The following is a 15,843-nucleotide window of genomic DNA, read 5'->3' on the forward strand; positions in this document are numbered from 1 at the left end:
GTGAACTACTCGGTACTATATTCCGACCGAACCCGGGGAGAGGGCGCCATGCTCGAACGAATCAGCGTCGATGACACGGTACGCGCGCTGCGGCCCGACTTCGCCGTCCTCCTGATGACCGCCGAAGGCCTGGTCAACGGCCCGTCCGCCGGCAGCGAGACCACCGACGGCCTCGCCGAGGCCGCCGCCCCGCACGTCGAGGCGTGGCGCGAGGCGTACCGCGGGTTCGGCGTGAACCCCAAGCGCGCCCGCCCCTCCGTGGACGCCCTGCTCCGCCGCCCCGAGCTGCCCGCCATCAACGGGGTCGTCGACGCCTACAACCTGATCAGCGTGCGCCACGGTCTGCCCATCGGCGGCGAGGACCTCGACACGTACGTCGGCCCGGCGCGGCTGACCCGCGCGGTGGGCGATGAGGAGTTCGGCACCGTCAAGGACGGCGAACCGGTCGTCGAGCACCCCGAGCCGGGCGAGGTGATCTGGCGTGACGACGTGGGCGTCACCTGCCGCCGCTGGAACTGGCGCCAGTGCACGCGCACGCGCATCACCGAGCAGACCAAGAACGCCCTGTTCATCCTCGAACGGCTCGAGCCGTACTCGCTCGACCGGCTGATCGAGGCCGGCGACGAGCTGGCCGGACTGCTGCGCGCGATCACGCCCGGGGCCACCGTCACCACCCGGCTGATCGAGCCATGATCATCGCACTGGCCCTGAGCTCCGCGATCGTCTTCGGCGCCGGCGACTTCTGCGGTGGCGCGGCGTCGCGGCGCGGTGGAGCGACCGGCGTCCTGGTTCTCAGCCTGCCCGCCGGGCTGGTCCTGCTGCTGGCCGTGGCCCTGGCGTTGGGTGACGGATCGAGCGGCGGCGCCCTGACATGGGGCGTCGCCTCCGGGCTCGCGGGCGGCGGGGCCCTGCTGGTCTTCTACCGTGCCCTGGCGCAGGGGCCGATGAGCGTGGTCGCCCCGGTCTCGGGCCTGATGGCCGCCGTCGTGCCCGCCGTCGTCGGGGTGGCACAGGGGGACCGCCTGTCGCCCATGGCCATTGCCGGGATCGTGCTGTGCCTGGTGGCCATCTGCTTCGTCAGCATCGAGCCGAGCGACGAGCAGCGGACCCGCGCGGGACTGCGCGGCCCGCTGCTGGCCCTGCTCGCCGGCACGGGCTTCGGGGCGTTCTTCGTGCTCATTCAGCAGGGCGACGACGGCACGCTGTGGCCCCTCGTCGCCTCCAAGGCGGTCGGCGTCGTGATCGTCGTCATCGCCGCCCTGGCGACCCGCAGCCGGCCGCCGGTGCACGACCGCGTCACCGCCGGCATCGCGCTGCTGGCCGGGTCGCTGGACGTGCTCGGCAACGCGCTGTACGTGCTGGCGTCGCGCGCCGGGATGCTCAGCATCGCCGGCGTGCTCAGCTCGCTCTACCCGGCGAGCACCGTGGTGCTGGCCCGGCTGGTGTACGGCGAACGGCTCCGGCCGATTCAGCGCGTCGGGCTCGTCGTCGCCGTGGCCGGCGTCGGGCTCGTCACGTCGGGCTGACCGGCGCCGCCCCGCGCTATCGGAGGTTGACGACGATGTCGGAGTGCTGCGGGCTGGACCGCAGACCGGCCGACTCCAGCGCCTTGCGGTAGGCGTCCATCATCGCGGCGGAGTCCTCGGCCGTGCCGAACAGGTCGCCCAGCTCACGCCAGACCCGCGCGGTGGCCCGCGAGGCCTCCAGACCGGCCAGCTCGTCGCGGGCCGCGCGCAGGGCGGTGAGCGCCTTCTCGCGGTCCTTGTCGGCGACGAGCGCCTGGGCGAGCATCAGCCGGGCGCGGATCGTCGTGACCGACGCCCGCGGCTCGGCGGTGACGTCGGCCAGCACGCTCTCGGCGATGCGGACGGCGGCCGACGGCTCGCCGAGCAGCACCTTCGAGCGGGCCATCTCGATGCGGCACTCGGCGGCGTCCATGCCGCTGAGGACCGGCTCGGCCTCGTTGAGAAGTTCGAGCGCCTTGCCGGCGTCCACCGGCGAAGCACCCGAGGGCAGGAGAGTACGGGCGGCCGTGACGCGCAGGCGGGCCTGGGCCTTGGCCTGGTCGCCGCCGGCGTGCAGGGCGAGCGCCTGCTCGGCGAGGTACAGCGACTCGCCGCCCTCGCCCTCCTCCAGGGCCTGCCGGCTCGCCTCGACGTAGGCGGTGATCATCACGGCGGGGTCGGGCTCGCCCGCGGCCAGGAGCCGCTCGGCCAGCTCGTGCGCCGGGTCGGGCTCGCCGCGGTCGAGGTAGGTCGCGATGAGCGTACGGCCGATCTCGGCGGCGTCCTCGCCACCGAGCAGGCGGAGGTCGGCCAGGCGGTTCAGCGCGGACTCGCCGAGTGCGAGGGTGCGGCCGAGGTCGCCGGCGGTGCGGTAGCAGCGGGCCAGCACGATGGTCACCGGCAGCCAGCCGGCGCGGCCACGGTCGCGCGTGGCCTCCTCGCGCAGCTCTTCGAGCGCCTTGATCGCCTCTTCGCCGCGGCCCAGCGTCTCCAGCGCGCGTGCGCGGCCCCATCGGGCGCGCTTCATCAGCTCCGGGTCGTTGTCGACCGCGTCGAGGATCTCGTTGAACCACGTGAGCGACTGCTCGGCGTCGCCCGAAAGGAGTGCGAGCTCGGCGTGGCGCGCGCGTACTTGCAGGTGGAGGCGTTCTTCGGGCTCAATGCCCTCGGAGAGGTATTCCGGCAGGCAGCCCAGCCTGCTGGCGAGCAGCCGTACGACGGCGGGAGTCGGGGTGCGCTTCCCGGACTCGATCAATGAGATGTAACTGTCGGACAACTCGGTCCCGGCAAGCTGCGCCTGAGAGAGGTGCTTACTCAGCCGCAGGTTACGGACTCGCTCACCAACGCTTCCTTGACCCGGCATCACGTCTCACTTACCGAAGGGCTACACGCGGATTGGGTTACGACCTGATTGTGAGTTGCACTACCTCACACAAGGAGGGTAACCCAAACAACTTGGACAAGGTGTAGGAGTCCGGGTCAAGTTACCCAGTAGAGATCAGTCGTCCGAAGAATCACTGGTTGGAAAGATCATGCTGCAGACCTCTAGGTACAGCTGTTCAGGATACGGGAGGTAGCTGACTACGCGGAAGGCTTGGTCCTGACCGGCGGACTCGAGGACGAACTCGCCATAGCCGAGCATGCGACCGCTCATGGAGCGCTGAAAGCTCATGTCCGTGACTTTGGCCAACGGCATCATCGCGACCTTACGCGTGAGCAGGCCGGTGGTCAGCAACATGCGCTGATTGGTGATCACGAAGTAGTCCACCGACCAGGTGGCGACCTTCCACACGAACCAGGCGAGCAGCACCAGCCACGCCCACCAGATCCAGTTGACCAGCGAGCCGTTGCTGCCGACGACCACGTTGCTCAGCACGCCCGCGACCACAAGGCCGCCCAGGACGAAGGCGATGGGGGTCATCAGCACGGCCGGATGCCGTCGTACGGTGATGACCTGCTGTTCGTGAGGCAGGAGGTACCGGTGAATCGACGCCGGCGCGGAGTCGCCGGGGGTGACGAGCCTCATAGTGCGTCGACGAACCGCGAGAGGGAGTTACCGGCGGACGCGAGGCTGCCGGCGGCGTTGTGAACGATGCGCGCGGCCCCGCCCGGGGAATTGAGCAGGTAGAAGACCACGAAGATCCCCAGTGCCCAAGTGAGGTACTTCTTCAAGGAACCCTGCCTCCCGAAGCCCTGACCCACTGACCCAACTCAAGTAGTACACCAGCCGTGGAGCAGGGCTGCAAAGAGGTTCGTGACCGTATCTGCGAGGCCTGATCCGCCCTGTCAGGAGCGGTCAGGAGGGTCAGCCGCCGCCGTGCCCTTCCGCGGCCGCCAGGGCGAGCACCTCCAGATGCTTGCGTGCGATGCGTTCGACCAGCTCAGGGGAGGCTTCGCCGATCACTTCCTCGGCGCTGTGGCGTGCCGCCTCGACACACCGGATGACCATTTCGGCCGGGTGCACCTCGCCGAACTCATCCGCGAGATTTTCGGCGACCGTCTCAAACGTCCACGCCATGGCACTCTCCGCATCAGCCGCCGCGGCCGCGAGAACGCCGCCCGGCACACCGGTCACAATCCGTAGCAGGCTATTACCCTCCGCGTACGGATCTTGAACGCGTCCCCCTCAAGCCGGCCGCGAGGGGTGGGCGAAATTGGCCTGAACCGGCCGCGGGAAGGACCGTTCCAGCGGCCGGCTCGGAGACGCGTGACGGGAGTGCCGGGCGGGCGGAAAGCCCCTGGGAGTGGCCTTGATCGGCCATGTGCGCGGGAGGGACAACCGACCCGGGTGGATGAGCGTCGCCGGGGGCGTTCGTACCTCTTTGAATTCAAAAAGCGTCGTCTGACTGCCGGTCAGACGACGCCGTACAGGCGGTCGCCCGCGTCGCCGAGGCCCGGCACGATGAAACCGGACTCGTTGAGATGGGAGTCGATCGCGGCCGTCACGACGCGCACCGGCACCGTACGGTCCGCCAGGGACTCCTCCATGTGCGCGATGCCCTCCGGCGCCGCCAGGAGGCAGATCGCGGTGACGTCGTCCGCGCCGCGGTCCAGGAGCAGGTGGACGGCGGCCGCCAGGGTGCCGCCGGTCGCCAGCATCGGGTCGAGCACGTAGCACTGGCGGCCCGACAGGTCGTCCGGGAGACGCGTGGCGTACGTCGTGGCCTTCAGCGTGCCCTCGTCGCGCACCATGCCCAGAAAGCCGACCTCGGCCGTCGGCAGCAGGCGGGTCATGCCGTCCAGCATGCCGAGGCCCGCGCGCAGGATCGGCACCACGAGCGGCTGCGGGCGGGTCAGGCGCACGCCCTCGGCCGGTCCGACCGGTGTGTTCACTGTCACATCGGCGACGCGCACGTCGCGGGTCGCCTCGTACGCGAGGAGCGTCACCAGCTCGTCGGCCAGGCGCCGGAAGGTCGGGGAGTCTGTCGCCTCGTCGCGAAGGGTGGTCAGCTTGTGGGCGACAAGGGGGTGATCGGCCACCAGGGTTCTCATATCGGATCACGGTAGCCGAATGGATATCTGAGCATGGGGAACGTACCTCGCATGGACGATCGCATGAGTTCTGAGGAGGTACGAGATCGACTCCGCCGCCGGGCGGTGTTCCTGCGAGAGCTGGCCGAGGCGCGCGAACTCCGCAAGCGCGTCAGTCCCCGGCGATGGCGCCAGGAACGCACTCGCGAGGCGCTCCGCATGCGTACGTTCCGCGCCAACTAGAGCCGTCGATGCCCCCGGGTTTGCCCGTGCCGTGAGTACGACAGCCCCACATCTGCCAAGATGCCCGAGCAGGACGCGCGGCGGTGGGGTGAAGATGACGGAACTGGACACGGCGGATTTCGCTGTCGTGGTCTCTCGTGAAGACGATGCTTGGGAAGTCGAACAGCTTCCCATCGCGTTGACCGAGGACCTGGCAGGGCTGATCCATGCCCTCCGGCAGCAGCCCAGCATGGCGGGCACGATCGGGCTGGCCGCGGTCGGCGACGACTTCTTCGTCGCGCTGCGGGTGCTGGCGGACGAGGTGATGGTCTTCCTGTCCGACGTCACGGCCTCCCTCGACTGGCCGCTGGCGGGGCAGGTCGTGGAGTTCCTCGAGCTCGACATCCCCGACGACGAGGACCTCGACCAGGTGCTCCCGGCCGGCGACATGTCGATCTTCGCGGACCTCGGCCTGGACGAGATGGAGCTCGGGGCGCTCTCGGGTGACCTCGATCTCTACCCTGACGAGATGCTCTCCAGCATCGCCGCACGCCTCGGATTCGGAGCCGCTTTCGAGCGTGCGATCGAATAACCGCCGTCTTTTGGAGACAATGAAGGCGTGCCGTACTTCTCCGTGGCCTTCGCGCGCAGCGACGCCGGCTGGATCGGGACCGAAACCGACCTCACCGAGGTCGCCGGTCTCGACGACATCACCGACATCATGCGGGAGACCGCCGTCGAGACGGCGGGCGACACGGTCCTCCTCCTCGTAGAGGAAGAGGACGAATGGTTCGCCGTCGTACGCCTGGACGACGGCGAGGACCCCCGTGTCTTCCTTTCCGACCCCCGGGCGGCCCTCGGCAGCGACCTCGCACGCATGCTCCACGAGCAGATCGGCGACGTCGACGAGGTCCCCACCGACGATCCCGTCGGCGACGCCGGACTCCTCTCCGACCTCGGCACCGCACCCGACAAACTGACCGAGCTGGGCGAACGCACGCTCCCCGGCGACGCACTGTCGGCCATCGCCGAGCGGGCCGGATTCGCCGAGGAATACGACCGACTCCGGTAGGCCGCCGATGCGCGAGCCGGACATGCGGGAGGCGATGCGCCTCGCCCTGCGCGAAGCCCGCCTCGCGGCCGGCGACGTGCCGATCGGCGCCGTCGTCCTCGACGCCTCCGGCCGCCTCGCCGGCACCGGCCGCAACGAACGCGAACGCACCGGCGACCCCACCGCCCACGCGGAGATCATCGCGCTCCGGCGGGCGGCGGCACGCCTCGGCGAATGGCGGCTCACCGGCTGCACCCTGGTCGTCACCCTCGAACCCTGCACGATGTGCGCCGGGGCCGCGGTACTCGCCCGCGTCGACCGCATCGTGTACGGCGCCATCGACCCCAAGGCCGGCGCGGTCGGCTCACTCTGGGACGTCGTACGCGACCGGCGCCTCAACCACCGGCCCGAAGTCGTCGGCGGCGTCCTCGCCGACGAGTGCGGCGCCCTCCTCACCGAATTCTTCGCCCGGCGACGGGACAGAGGAGGTCCCGGCTTCCGGTAGGCTCCCGTCTTGGTGGAGTCGCCTAGTGGCCGAGGGCGCACGCCTCGAAAGCGTGTGATGGGGCAACTCATCCGTGGGTTCAAATCCCACCTCCACCGCGGTCTCGGGCCTACCTGCTCGCCGCCCTTTGGGTGGCTTCGCCGGTGGGCCCGCTCCTTTTTCCCGGGGGGCCGAGCCCCCCGGAGCCCCCGCGATTGATGGTTGGGGTCGGACGTCTGGTGGTTGCGGCCTCACATCCGGTCGGGCGTCATGTCGTTGACTCTTTGCCACTGTGTAGTGCGGTCTCGGGCCTACCTGCTCGCCGCCCCTTGGGCGGCTTCGCCGGTGGGCCCGCTCCTTTTTTCCGGGGGGCCGAGCCCCCGGAGCCCCCGCGATTGATGGTTGCGGTCGGACGTCTGGTGGTTCTGTCTTCTTGTTTGCCGGCCCTTCGGGGCGGTGTCGCATTCACCTAAACGAGACAGGGTCGTTACTCTCGGTAAAGAAGTTTTGACCGTCCTCGTGGGCTTGATCGGGATCTAAGCCTTTGTTGTGGACGTCATCCTGACCAGAGCGGTACGGGGCGTGGGTCGGGTGACCTGGCCTTTCGTCCGGTGTGGTCCGGATTGTCGGGCGGGGGAGGATCGATGTTCGGTCCGCAGGGCTTCGCGGTCTTCGCTGTGCTCCTGGTGTTGTTCGGGGCCGCGTTGTTCTGGCTCACCCGGGTTCGGCACGTGGCGCTCAAGGTGGTGGCCGGCGTGCTCGCGTTTCCGCCCGCGATGATGTTCGGCATCGCGCTGGTCAACGACTTCTACGGCTACTACGACAGCTGGGACGACGCCTGGCGCGACCTCACCAACCAGGCGCCGGCGAGCGTCGCGCGGGTGCCCGACCTGGACGGGCGGCTGGACCAGGTCCTGCGCGAGGCCGTACGCGAACGCCAGGCCCGCAAGAACGGCTTCGCCATGGAGACCACGCTGCCCGGCCCGCAGAGCCGCATCATCCGCCAGGGCGTGATCTACCTCCCGCCGCAGTACTTCCAGAAGCCGTACGCCGCCGAGCGCTTCCCGGTCGTCGAGCTGATCCACGGCTCGCCGGGCACTCCGGGAGACTACGAGGGCCGGCTGAAGATCTCCGGCATGCTCCGCAAGCTGATCGCCCAGCACAAGGCCAGGCCGGTCGTGCTGGTCATCCCGGACGCCGACGGCGGCCTCGACCGCTCCACCCAGTGCCTGAACACCGTCCACGGAGAGCAGGACGAGACCTACCTCGCCACCGACGTCCCGAATGACGTCGCCGGGCGGCTGCGGGTGCAGCGTCCCGGGCCGGCGTGGGGCATCGCGGGGTTCTCCGAGGGAGGGTTCTGCGCGGCCAACCTCGCGCTGCGCCATCCCGACCGGTACGGCGCCGCGGCGGCGCTGAGCGGCTACTTCGAGCCCCTGCGCACCAACCGGCTGCCGCGCGCGGTGGACCCGTTCGCCGGAGACCGCTCACTGCGGGCCGCGAACTCCCCGCTGAAGATCCTGGCCCGCGCGGTGCCGCCCACGCCGCTCCCGCGGTTCTGGGTGATGTCGGGCAACGCTGCGCAGACCGACATGGTGCAGGCGCAGGCGTTCATGGATCTGGTGAAGCAGTACCAGCCGCAGGCGCCGTTCCTGGTGATCAAGGGGGGCCAGCACAACTACGTCGCGTGGCGTGCGGCGTTCCCGAAGATGTTCACGTGGGTGACGGCCCAGATCTAGTGGGCGGCGCGACGTCGACCACGTCCAGGTCGAGGACCCGCGCGTGCAGGATGACGCGCTGTTGCAGGGCCGCGCGCAGCGCCCGGTGCAGGCCGTCTTCGAGGTAGAGCTGGCCACGCCACTGGACGACGTGGGGGAACAGGTCACCGTAGAACGTGGAGTCCTCGGCGAGCAGCGAGTTGAGATCGAGCCCGGCTTTCGTGGTGATCAATTGGTCGAGGCGCACCTGACGCGGCGGAACATTCGCCCAGTCACGTGAACTGAGGTTGTGCTCCGGGTAAGGGCGTCCCTCTCCCACGGCCTTGAAGATCACGCCAAGCAGTTTAGGCGGCGATGCCGGTGATCACGCCACTTGTTGCGGTCCTCGTCTGCATCACTTTTCGCCGATAAGCCGTTGTGTGGCATACGAATCACAGGGGCCGGCACCCGCACGGATACCGGCCCGCGTTGATGATCTTTTCGGTCGTTGTCAGCGTCGTCTGGAGCGCCACGAGCGGCTGCGGCCCCGCCAGTCGTAGCCGGCTCCGAACCCGGCCAGGTGCAGCGCGATCAGCAGAAACCCGAGCGTGTCGAGGGTCTGGTAGTTGAAGAAGTCCGAGCCGGTGCCGAGCCAGTCGCAGAGCAGGGCGACGGCGAAGCAGATGGCGGCGACTATGGCGAGCATCTTTTTTCCTCCACAGGGTCGAACGTCTCCCCCGAGATGCACCAGAGATCTCCGCCAGAAAGGTGATCAAACACCCGCCAGGCAACAGAATGGACACGGAGTCGCCCGGCGAGGGTCGGGACGCCCCGCTCCCCGGTCGGGGACGACGGCGACCTCGACGCAGTTACCGTCGCCTCCCTGGCTGCGGGTGCTCGTACGCCACTCGGGGCTGGGGTGGTCGGGCACGGGCGCTACCTCTTCAGGATCGTTCGGCCAGCCGCCGCAGATAGGCGATCGACTCCTCCGGCCCGAGCGCCGTGGCGCTCAGGTGCTTGAAGACCCGGCGGCGTTCTTCTACCTGGTCTCGCCCCTCCAGGTAGAGGCTGCTCGGGGAGATCTCGCGGTAGACGAGGCTGGGATCCTGCTCATAGTCCAAGATTACGAACGACCCCGCCAGACCCGGATGGAAGCCGACCGCCGTCGGCAGGATCTGGATGTCGACATGATCGAGCGGGCCGGTGTCGATGAGGCGCTGGAGCTGTTCGCGCTTGGTCTCCGCCGAGCCGAACGACCGGTTCACGGCGCTCTCGTCGATGATCGCCCACAGCCGCGGCGGGTTGTCGAACTCCAGCAGCCTCTGCCGCCGCATCCGCAACTCGACCAGCCGGTCGATCTCCTTCTCGTCGCGCAGGAGCCATCCACGCTGCAGCGCCCGGGCGTACGCCGGCGTCTGGAGCAGCCCCGGGATGACCGACAGCTCGAACGTGCTGATCTTCCGGGCCTCGCTCTCGAACTCCGTGTAGGTGTCCGACAGCGGCCCGTACGCCGTCCACCAGCCACGCTGGCGCGCCTCGCGCGTCAGGTCGAGCAGCGCCTCCCGCTCGGTCTCCTCCGTCAGGCCGTACAGGTCGAGCATCGCCCGGATGTCGGTCACGCGCGGGCGTACGGCCTGGGCGCGTTCGAGCTTGTTGACCTTTCCGGCGGCCCATTCGAGCTGCCGGGTCGCCTCATCGGCGGTGAGCCCGGCGGCTTCACGGAGGCGGCGAAGCTCCCGGGCGAGCCGCCGTCGCCGGACCGTCGGGCTCTGTCGTGCGTCCTCCATGGGAGGCGGGTCCTTTCCCCGGGGGAGGAAGATTTTTCGTTACTGATAGTAAGGCATTAATCACTGAGACGGACACTGGCGCGACGACGGATGTGTCAGGACAGCCCGGTGATGCGCCGGCGCATGTGCTCCGCCTGCGGCGCGCTCATGCCGAGTGCGAGCGCCCGCTCGTACGCCGCCCGTGCCGCCGCGGGCCGGCCCATGCGGCACAGCAGCTCACCGCGCGTCGCGTGCCACCAGGGATAGGCGTCGAGGCCCTCGATCGCCTCGACCAGGGCCATCCCGGCCTCGAGTCCGTCGCGTTCGGCCACGGCGGCGGCGCGGTTCAGCCGGACGACCGGGCCGTCCTGCACCCGGAGAAGGACGTCGTACCAGGACAGGACCGCATCCCAGTTCGTGTCGGCGTACGTGGGCGCCAGGGCGTGACACGCCGCGATCGCCGCCTGGACGACGTACGGGTCAGGCCGGTCCGGCGTACGGCGCAGCGCCCGGCCGACCAGCTCGATGCCCTCCTTGATCGCCGAGGCGTCCCATCGGCCGCGGTCCTGGTCCTTCAGCAGCAGCACCCGGCCTTCGTCGTCCACCCGCGCGTCGCGGCGCGCGTCCTGGAGCAGCAGCAGCGTCTTTTGTTTCGCCCGGGTGAGCCGCTTGGCCATGGTCGCCTCGGACACCATCAGGCCACGGGCGACCTCCGCCGTGGACAGCCCGCCGAGCGTCCTCAGCGCGAGCGCCACCTGCGCCTCGACCGACAGTGCGGGATGGCAGCAGGTGAAGACCAGCCGGAGCAGGTCGTCGTCGACGGTTTCGGCGGGCTCATGGCCGGGTTCGGTGAACATGACGGCCTCGGTCTCCTTCCCGGCGCGCCGCGTCTCGCGCCGGATGACGTCGATCGCACGCCGCTTGGCGGTGACCAGCAGCCACGCGCGCGGGTTGTCCGGCACACCGTCGCGCGGCCAGGTCTCCAGAGCCCGTACGGCGGCGTCCTGCGCGGCGTCCTGGGCCAGATCGATGTCGCCGGTGACGCGCACGAGAGTGGCGAGCACGCGGGTCCCCTCGGCGCGTACCAGCCTGGCGAGCGCGTCACCGGCTTCGATCATCGGCCGGGCGGTCAGAACTCGATGACGGGACGAACCTCGACCGCGCCATCCCAGGCGGCCGGCAGCCGCGAGGCATAGGCGACGGCCTCATCCAGGTCGGCGCATTCGAACAGGTAGAAACCGGTCAGGGCCTCTTTCGTCTCGGCGTAGGGCCCGTCGCTGGTGATGACCTCTCCGCCCTTGCCGCCCGTGACCCGTACGGTGGTCGCGGTGGCGGTCGGGTAGAGGGCGTTGCCGCCCCTGATCACCGCGGCGGCGGCCTGGCCGAACTCCCGGTAGTCCTTCATCTCCTCGGCGTACTCCGGACGCGTCCAGTCGACGTCGCGGGTGTAGGTGAGGGCGGCGTACATCGGCATGGTCTCTCCCCTGGTCGGCCGGCACCGTATCGCCGGCGTTCACTGTAGGGACGAACGGCCGGTCGCGGTTCTGGACACACGGGGACGGATTTTCCTCACCGGCCCGGATGGGTGAACGGGGTCGTCGTGGCGAGTTCGGTGAAGCCCAGGCGGCGCAGGATGGGGCGGCTGGCGGCGGACGCGTCGACCTGGAGGTAGCGGTGTCCCGCCCGCCGTGCGAGCGCGGCGCGGTACGCGACCAGGGAACGGAACACGCCCCGGCCGCGCCAGGCGGGCAGCGTGCCGCCGCCCCACAGACCGGCGAACTCCGTGCCGGGGTTGAACTCCACGCGCGCGGCGGAGACCGGCGTCTCACCGGCCCAGGCGACCACGGCCGCCGCCGTACCGTCCTCCAGGGCGGCCGCCAGGGGACCGCTCGCGTGGTGGCCGCCGAAGACCTCGTCGTGCACCGCGATGAGGGCGTCGAGGTCGTGCCGGTCGCCGACGGCGCGCAGCTCGACGCCGGCCGGCGGGCGTACCTCCAGGTCCAGGTCGGCGATCGCCCCGACGAGCAGCGTCTCGTCCTCCTCCGGGGTCAGGCCCGCCGCGACCAGGCGTTCGCGCAGGTCCTCCGGCCGGTCGTAGGAGTAGTGCTTCCACTCCCAGGGCCGGCCGACCTCGGCGAACCGCCGGATCTGCGCCCGGATCACGGCGTCGGCGTTCGCGGAGGTGAGAGCGGTCCAGTCGACGCCGTTCCAGCCGTCGCCCGCGGACACCGTACGGACGACGTCGCCGTCGTCCTCGACGTGCCCGTCACCGGGGCGCGGACGGCGTCGTACCTGCTCGTCGAAGGCGGCCAGCACCGCTGCGTGATCCATGCGGCCCAGACGACCACCCGCGCGACCGGGGCGGCAAACGAATTGTCAGCGGATCGGGAACGGGATGCCGTGCTCGCTCTTCGGGCGCACGCCGTGGATGCGACGGTCGCCCTCCTCGATCCGCACGTCGTTGATGCTGGCCTCCCGGCGGCTCATCAGGCCGTTCTCGCTGAACTCCCACAGCTCGTTGCCGTAGCTGCGCCACCACCGGCCGCCGGCGTCGTGGCACTCGTACTGAAACCGCACCGCGATCCGGTTGCCGTCGAACGCCCACAGCTCCTTGCGCAGCGCGTAGTCCAGCTCACGCCGCCACTTGTCGGCGAGGAACCTCTCGATCGCCTCGCGCCCTTCGAGGAAGGCGTCGCGGTTACGCCAGACCGAGTCCTCGGTGTAGGCGAGCGCCACGGTGACCGGGTCCCGGGTGTTCCAGGCGTCCTCGGCGGCCTGCACCTTCTGCGCCGCCGACTGCTTGGTGAACGGCGGGAACGGAGGACGGCTGCTGTTCATCTGACACCTCCGGGAAAGCTCCTGACGGCGGCCGGCCCGTACGGCGCGACACCAGCCCGCACCTACCAGCATCCCCAACGTGTCACGAGAGGGCGGCGTGAGGGTGGCCGGATCGCTCCCGCGAGGGAGACGAAGAATCGCCTGCGTCGACGATGTCCGGATGACACGCGGCGACGAGGCTTGTCCGCATGAACCCACGCTTCGCCTTTCTCGCCGCTCCCGTCCTGCTCACCGCGTACGGGCTGATCCGCCTGGCGGACGGCCTGGACGGAGAACGCGGTCCCGGGCCGGCCTGGACCACCGGGCACCTCGCCTTCCTCGGGGCCCTGGTGCTGTTCGTGCCCGTGCTGCTGACGCTGCGGCGGCCGGCCGGCGGTGGGCGCCTCGCCACGGCCACCGCCGCCGTCGGCCTCGCCGGCGTGGTGCTGTCCATGGCGCAGATCACCATCGACGTCGTCGTCGGGCTGCGGGCCGGTGACCACGCCGCGATGGGGCCGATGTTCGACCGGGTACAGGAGGTGCCGGGAGTCGCCCTGGCCGTCTACGACGCCGGCCCGATGCTGTTCTACGTCGGCCTGATCGTCGCGGTCGCCCACCTGGCGGCGCGCCGGGTCGTACCGGTGTGGACGCCCATCGCGATCACGCTCTCGACCGTGGCCTCGGCGACGGACCTGGACCTGCTGCCGGCGGGCGGCCTGCTGATGCTCATGGCGTTCGTGCCGCTCGTCCGTTCCGCGCCGGCCGCCGTCCCCGCGTGAGCCGGGTGTGCCGCCGAAGCACTGGTCACCGGTCTCCGGCGGTGATGGACTGACCGGATGCGCATCGACCGGCTGGACCACCTGGTGCTGACCGTCGCCGACATGGACGCGACCGTCGAGTTCTACGTACGCGTGCTGGGCATGGAGGAGGTCGCCTTCGGCGAGGGACGGCGGGCGCTCGCGTTCGGGCGAAGCAAGATCAACCTGCATCCGGCGGGCCGGGAGTACGAGCCGAAGGCCGCCCACCCGACACCGGGCAGCGCCGACCTGTGCCTGATCACCGAGACGCCGATCGAGCTGGTGGCCGCGGAGCTGGCCGAGCACGGAGTGCGGATCGAGGAGGGGCCGGTGGCACGCACCGGCGCCGTCGGGCCGATCCTCAGCATCTACCTGCGCGACCCCGACGACAACCTCATCGAGATCAGCACGTACCAGAGGGGCGAGCCCGACTTCCGCGTCTGCGGTACGGCGGCGAGAGCCATCGCCGACCTCACGGAGTGAGCTCCGTCAGGGGTTGAGCTTCACCCGCACCGGGGCGCCGTACGTGGGCCGGGTGCCGCCGGAGGGGACGAACCCGTCGTCCTGCCAGACGTACGTCACGTTGACCGGCGGCAGCGACGCGCAGCACGCGGGGTCGTCCGCGGCGTAGTGCGGGTAGGTGACGGTGAAGTACCCGTTCCCGCCGGTGACCTTCGTGATGGACATGGCCTCGGTCTCGGCGTCCCAGCCGATGAAGCGGTTGCCCTGCCAGAAGAAGACGAGCTGGCCGTGGCCGTCGGCGGTCGGAGTGCGCCGCCCGACCACCGCGGTGAGCGCGCCGCCGGTCCGGTCCGACGCGGTCACCGGCGAAGCGACCGGCGCGAAGTGCACCGTCGGCGCCGCCACCTCGACCGTACGGGTCATGGTGTTCTGGATGGTGGCCTGGTCGGGCCCGCCGGCCACGGGCGGCGTGCCCCCTGCGGCCGGCACCGTGGCCACGAGGTTCGGCGACGCCGGGGACCCCTTCGCCGACGGCGACGACGCACCGGACGCCGTGTCGGACGACTTGCAACCCGTGAGGGCCGTTCCGGCCATCAGGACGGCCACCACCGGTACGAACGTCCGTGGCCGGAGGACCCCACCGGTCCGGTCTGCTGCGAACAAGCCTGCTCCCTCGTCCCTGAACGCGCCGTCCGACGGCGTCTACTTCCAGGAGTCGGATGATCGCAAGCTGTGTCCGTCGTCCGCCGACTTTTCAACAAAAGGTGATCTATGGCGCTCCAGGTGCCGTCACCGTACGGGCCCGAAGCGATCGACGAATCGCCCCGTGCCGGCGTCCGCGCCCTCGGTCGCCAGCATGACGATCGCGTCGGTGCCCTCCGTCACGGTCTGCGGACCGCTGTGCCCGTTGAGGTCGGTCGCGGTGTAGCCGGGGTCGGCGGCGTTGACGCGGATGCCGGGCAGCGCCTTGGCGTACTGCGTCGTGAGCATCGTCACCGCGGCCTTGGACGAGGTGTACAGCGGCGCGACGACCTTCGACTCCGGGCGCTCCGGGTCGCTGGTGAGGGCGAGCGATCCCATGCCGCTGCTCACGTTGACGATCACCGGGTGCTCCGACCGTCGCAGAAGAGGCAGGAAGGCGCCCGTCACGCGGACGATGCCCACGACGTTCGTCTGGAAGACCTCGGCCGCGTCGTCCCCGGTCAGCTCCTCGACGGGCGCATGGCGGCCGTGGATCCCGGCGTTGTTGATGAGGACGTCGACGCGGCCCTCGCGCGCGCGGACGTCGGCGGCGGCGGTGGCGACGGACGCGTCGTCGCCGACGTCGATCCGCACGAAGCGCGCACCGAGCTCGTCGGCCGCGGCCTGCCCGCGTTCGGCGTCGCGGGCGCCGAGGACAACGGTGTGGCCGAGCTCGGTGAGGCGGCGGGCGGTCTCGAATCCGAGGCCCTTGTTGGCTCCGGTGATGAAGGTGATGGTCATGGTTCGAGCATCGGCGCACCCGGCACGGCCGGCCAGGGAGAGCTCACCGGTAGGACACGCAGTACCACCCTGGCCCGTCGTCCCCGGCC

At 70.2% G+C, this 15,843-nt stretch carries 24 protein-coding genes and 1 tRNA gene; 10 read left to right on the plus strand and 15 right to left on the minus strand.

What is annotated here, in order from left to right:
• Nucleotides 1-48: 48 nt before the first annotated feature.
• Together QSK37_RS48505 and QSK37_RS48510 are read left to right on the plus strand one after the other, a co-directional pair.
• Entirely contained in the window at nt 49-693 is a 645-nt protein-coding gene (locus QSK37_RS48505) for a B3/B4 domain-containing protein (RefSeq protein ID WP_285636061.1), read from the plus strand.
• Nucleotides 690-1,526: an EamA family transporter gene (locus QSK37_RS48510; RefSeq protein ID WP_285636063.1), complete on the plus strand. Its 837-nt coding sequence runs from the start codon at nt 690-692 to the stop codon at nt 1,524-1,526. Before QSK37_RS48505 ends, QSK37_RS48510 begins: the two co-directional genes overlap by 4 nt.
• Nucleotides 1,527-1,542: 16 nt before the next feature.
• On the opposite strand, the gene QSK37_RS48515 is transcribed toward QSK37_RS48510, so the two are convergent.
• The 5 genes from QSK37_RS48515 to upp form a co-directional block, all read right to left on the minus strand.
• On the minus strand, nt 1,543-2,868 hold the full coding sequence (locus QSK37_RS48515; protein WP_285636065.1) for a helix-turn-helix domain-containing protein: 1,326 nt from the start codon (nt 2,866-2,868) through the stop codon (nt 1,543-1,545).
• A gap of 135 nt (nt 2,869-3,003) precedes the next feature.
• Nucleotides 3,004-3,531, minus strand: coding sequence for a PH domain-containing protein (locus tag QSK37_RS48520; RefSeq protein WP_285577218.1), 528 nt, complete (start codon nt 3,529-3,531; stop codon nt 3,004-3,006).
• Complete coding sequence (locus tag QSK37_RS48525; RefSeq protein WP_285577217.1) at nt 3,528-3,677, minus strand: hypothetical protein; 150 nt, start codon at nt 3,675-3,677, stop codon at nt 3,528-3,530. Before QSK37_RS48525 ends, QSK37_RS48520 begins: the two co-directional genes overlap by 4 nt.
• Nucleotides 3,678-3,810: 133 nt before the next feature.
• Nucleotides 3,811-4,023, minus strand: a complete 213-nt coding sequence (locus tag QSK37_RS48530) for a hypothetical protein (protein WP_285577855.1) — start codon at nt 4,021-4,023, stop codon at nt 3,811-3,813.
• A gap of 335 nt (nt 4,024-4,358) precedes the next feature.
• Nucleotides 4,359-4,997, minus strand: coding sequence for a uracil phosphoribosyltransferase (gene upp / locus QSK37_RS48535; protein WP_285636069.1), 639 nt, complete (start codon nt 4,995-4,997; stop codon nt 4,359-4,361).
• A gap of 63 nt (nt 4,998-5,060) precedes the next feature.
• Between upp and QSK37_RS48540 the strand changes: the two genes are divergently transcribed.
• From QSK37_RS48540 to QSK37_RS48565, 6 genes are all read left to right on the plus strand, one after another.
• Complete coding sequence (locus tag QSK37_RS48540) at nt 5,061-5,219, plus strand: hypothetical protein (RefSeq protein WP_285577212.1); 159 nt, start codon at nt 5,061-5,063, stop codon at nt 5,217-5,219.
• Between the two features lie 94 nt (nt 5,220-5,313).
• Complete coding sequence (locus QSK37_RS48545; protein WP_285577210.1) at nt 5,314-5,790, plus strand: tRNA adenosine deaminase-associated protein; 477 nt, start codon at nt 5,314-5,316, stop codon at nt 5,788-5,790.
• A gap of 27 nt (nt 5,791-5,817) precedes the next feature.
• Entirely contained in the window at nt 5,818-6,270 is a 453-nt protein-coding gene (locus tag QSK37_RS48550) for a tRNA adenosine deaminase-associated protein (RefSeq protein WP_285577209.1), read from the plus strand.
• A gap of 7 nt (nt 6,271-6,277) precedes the next feature.
• Nucleotides 6,278-6,754 carry a tRNA adenosine(34) deaminase TadA gene (gene tadA, locus QSK37_RS48555; protein WP_285636072.1) on the plus strand — a complete coding sequence of 159 codons (477 nt, stop codon included), beginning with the start codon at nt 6,278-6,280 and terminating at the stop codon, nt 6,752-6,754.
• 11 nt (nt 6,755-6,765) lie between these two features.
• A tRNA-Ser gene (locus QSK37_RS48560) sits at nt 6,766-6,852 on the plus strand.
• A gap of 525 nt (nt 6,853-7,377) precedes the next feature.
• Nucleotides 7,378-8,472 carry an alpha/beta hydrolase gene (locus QSK37_RS48565; protein WP_285636075.1) on the plus strand — a complete coding sequence of 365 codons (1,095 nt, stop codon included), beginning with the start codon at nt 7,378-7,380 and terminating at the stop codon, nt 8,470-8,472.
• On the opposite strand, the gene QSK37_RS48570 is transcribed toward QSK37_RS48565, so the two are convergent.
• The 8 genes from QSK37_RS48570 to QSK37_RS48600 form a co-directional block, all read right to left on the minus strand.
• Nucleotides 8,447-8,785, minus strand: a complete 339-nt coding sequence (locus tag QSK37_RS48570; RefSeq protein ID WP_285577202.1) for a type II toxin-antitoxin system VapB family antitoxin — start codon at nt 8,783-8,785, stop codon at nt 8,447-8,449. The two genes, QSK37_RS48565 and QSK37_RS48570, sit on opposite strands and share 26 nt — an antisense overlap.
• 156 nt (nt 8,786-8,941) lie before the next feature.
• Nucleotides 8,942-9,136, minus strand: coding sequence for a hypothetical protein (locus tag QSK37_RS48575; RefSeq protein ID WP_285577200.1), 195 nt, complete (start codon nt 9,134-9,136; stop codon nt 8,942-8,944).
• 66 nt (nt 9,137-9,202) lie between these two features.
• Complete coding sequence (locus QSK37_RS52010) at nt 9,203-9,361, minus strand: DUF397 domain-containing protein (RefSeq protein WP_432705678.1); 159 nt, start codon at nt 9,359-9,361, stop codon at nt 9,203-9,205.
• Between the two features lie 13 nt (nt 9,362-9,374).
• Complete coding sequence (locus QSK37_RS48580; RefSeq protein ID WP_285636078.1) at nt 9,375-10,217, minus strand: helix-turn-helix domain-containing protein; 843 nt, start codon at nt 10,215-10,217, stop codon at nt 9,375-9,377.
• A 95-nt stretch (nt 10,218-10,312) separates the two neighbouring features.
• Nucleotides 10,313-11,314 carry an RNA polymerase sigma factor gene (locus QSK37_RS48585; protein WP_285636081.1) on the minus strand — a complete coding sequence of 334 codons (1,002 nt, stop codon included), beginning with the start codon at nt 11,312-11,314 and terminating at the stop codon, nt 10,313-10,315.
• An 11-nt stretch (nt 11,315-11,325) separates the two neighbouring features.
• The gene (locus QSK37_RS48590; protein ID WP_285636084.1) at nt 11,326-11,670 is read right to left on the minus strand and encodes a YciI family protein; all 345 of its coding nucleotides are present in this window, start codon (nt 11,668-11,670) and stop codon (nt 11,326-11,328) included.
• A gap of 95 nt (nt 11,671-11,765) precedes the next feature.
• Complete coding sequence (locus QSK37_RS48595) at nt 11,766-12,527, minus strand: GNAT family N-acetyltransferase (protein ID WP_285636087.1); 762 nt, start codon at nt 12,525-12,527, stop codon at nt 11,766-11,768.
• A 45-nt stretch (nt 12,528-12,572) separates the two neighbouring features.
• Nucleotides 12,573-13,034 (minus strand): nuclear transport factor 2 family protein, encoded by a 462-nt coding sequence (locus QSK37_RS48600; protein ID WP_285636091.1) that lies wholly within the window; start codon nt 13,032-13,034, stop codon nt 12,573-12,575.
• Between the two features lie 188 nt (nt 13,035-13,222).
• Between QSK37_RS48600 and QSK37_RS48605 the strand changes: the two genes are divergently transcribed.
• The gene (locus tag QSK37_RS48605) at nt 13,223-13,792 is read left to right on the plus strand and encodes a hypothetical protein (RefSeq protein ID WP_285636094.1); all 570 of its coding nucleotides are present in this window, start codon (nt 13,223-13,225) and stop codon (nt 13,790-13,792) included.
• Nucleotides 13,793-13,849: 57 nt separating this feature from the next.
• A complete protein-coding gene (locus QSK37_RS48610; protein WP_285636097.1) occupies nt 13,850-14,293 on the plus strand; it encodes a VOC family protein in 444 nt (147 codons plus the stop codon).
• Between the two features lie 6 nt (nt 14,294-14,299).
• Here the strand turns inward: QSK37_RS48610 and QSK37_RS48615 are convergent, their stop codons facing one another.
• Nucleotides 14,300-14,935, minus strand: coding sequence for an LppP/LprE family lipoprotein (locus tag QSK37_RS48615; protein ID WP_285636100.1), 636 nt, complete (start codon nt 14,933-14,935; stop codon nt 14,300-14,302).
• Nucleotides 14,936-15,061: 126 nt separating this feature from the next.
• Nucleotides 15,062-15,754 carry an SDR family NAD(P)-dependent oxidoreductase gene (locus QSK37_RS48620; protein ID WP_285636103.1) on the minus strand — a complete coding sequence of 231 codons (693 nt, stop codon included), beginning with the start codon at nt 15,752-15,754 and terminating at the stop codon, nt 15,062-15,064.
• Between the last annotated feature and the right edge of the window lie 89 nt (nt 15,755-15,843).

Origin of the sequence: Actinoallomurus iriomotensis, assembly GCF_030269445.1 — a bacterium.
Classification (GTDB): domain Bacteria; phylum Actinomycetota; class Actinomycetes; order Streptosporangiales; family Streptosporangiaceae; genus Actinoallomurus; species Actinoallomurus iriomotensis.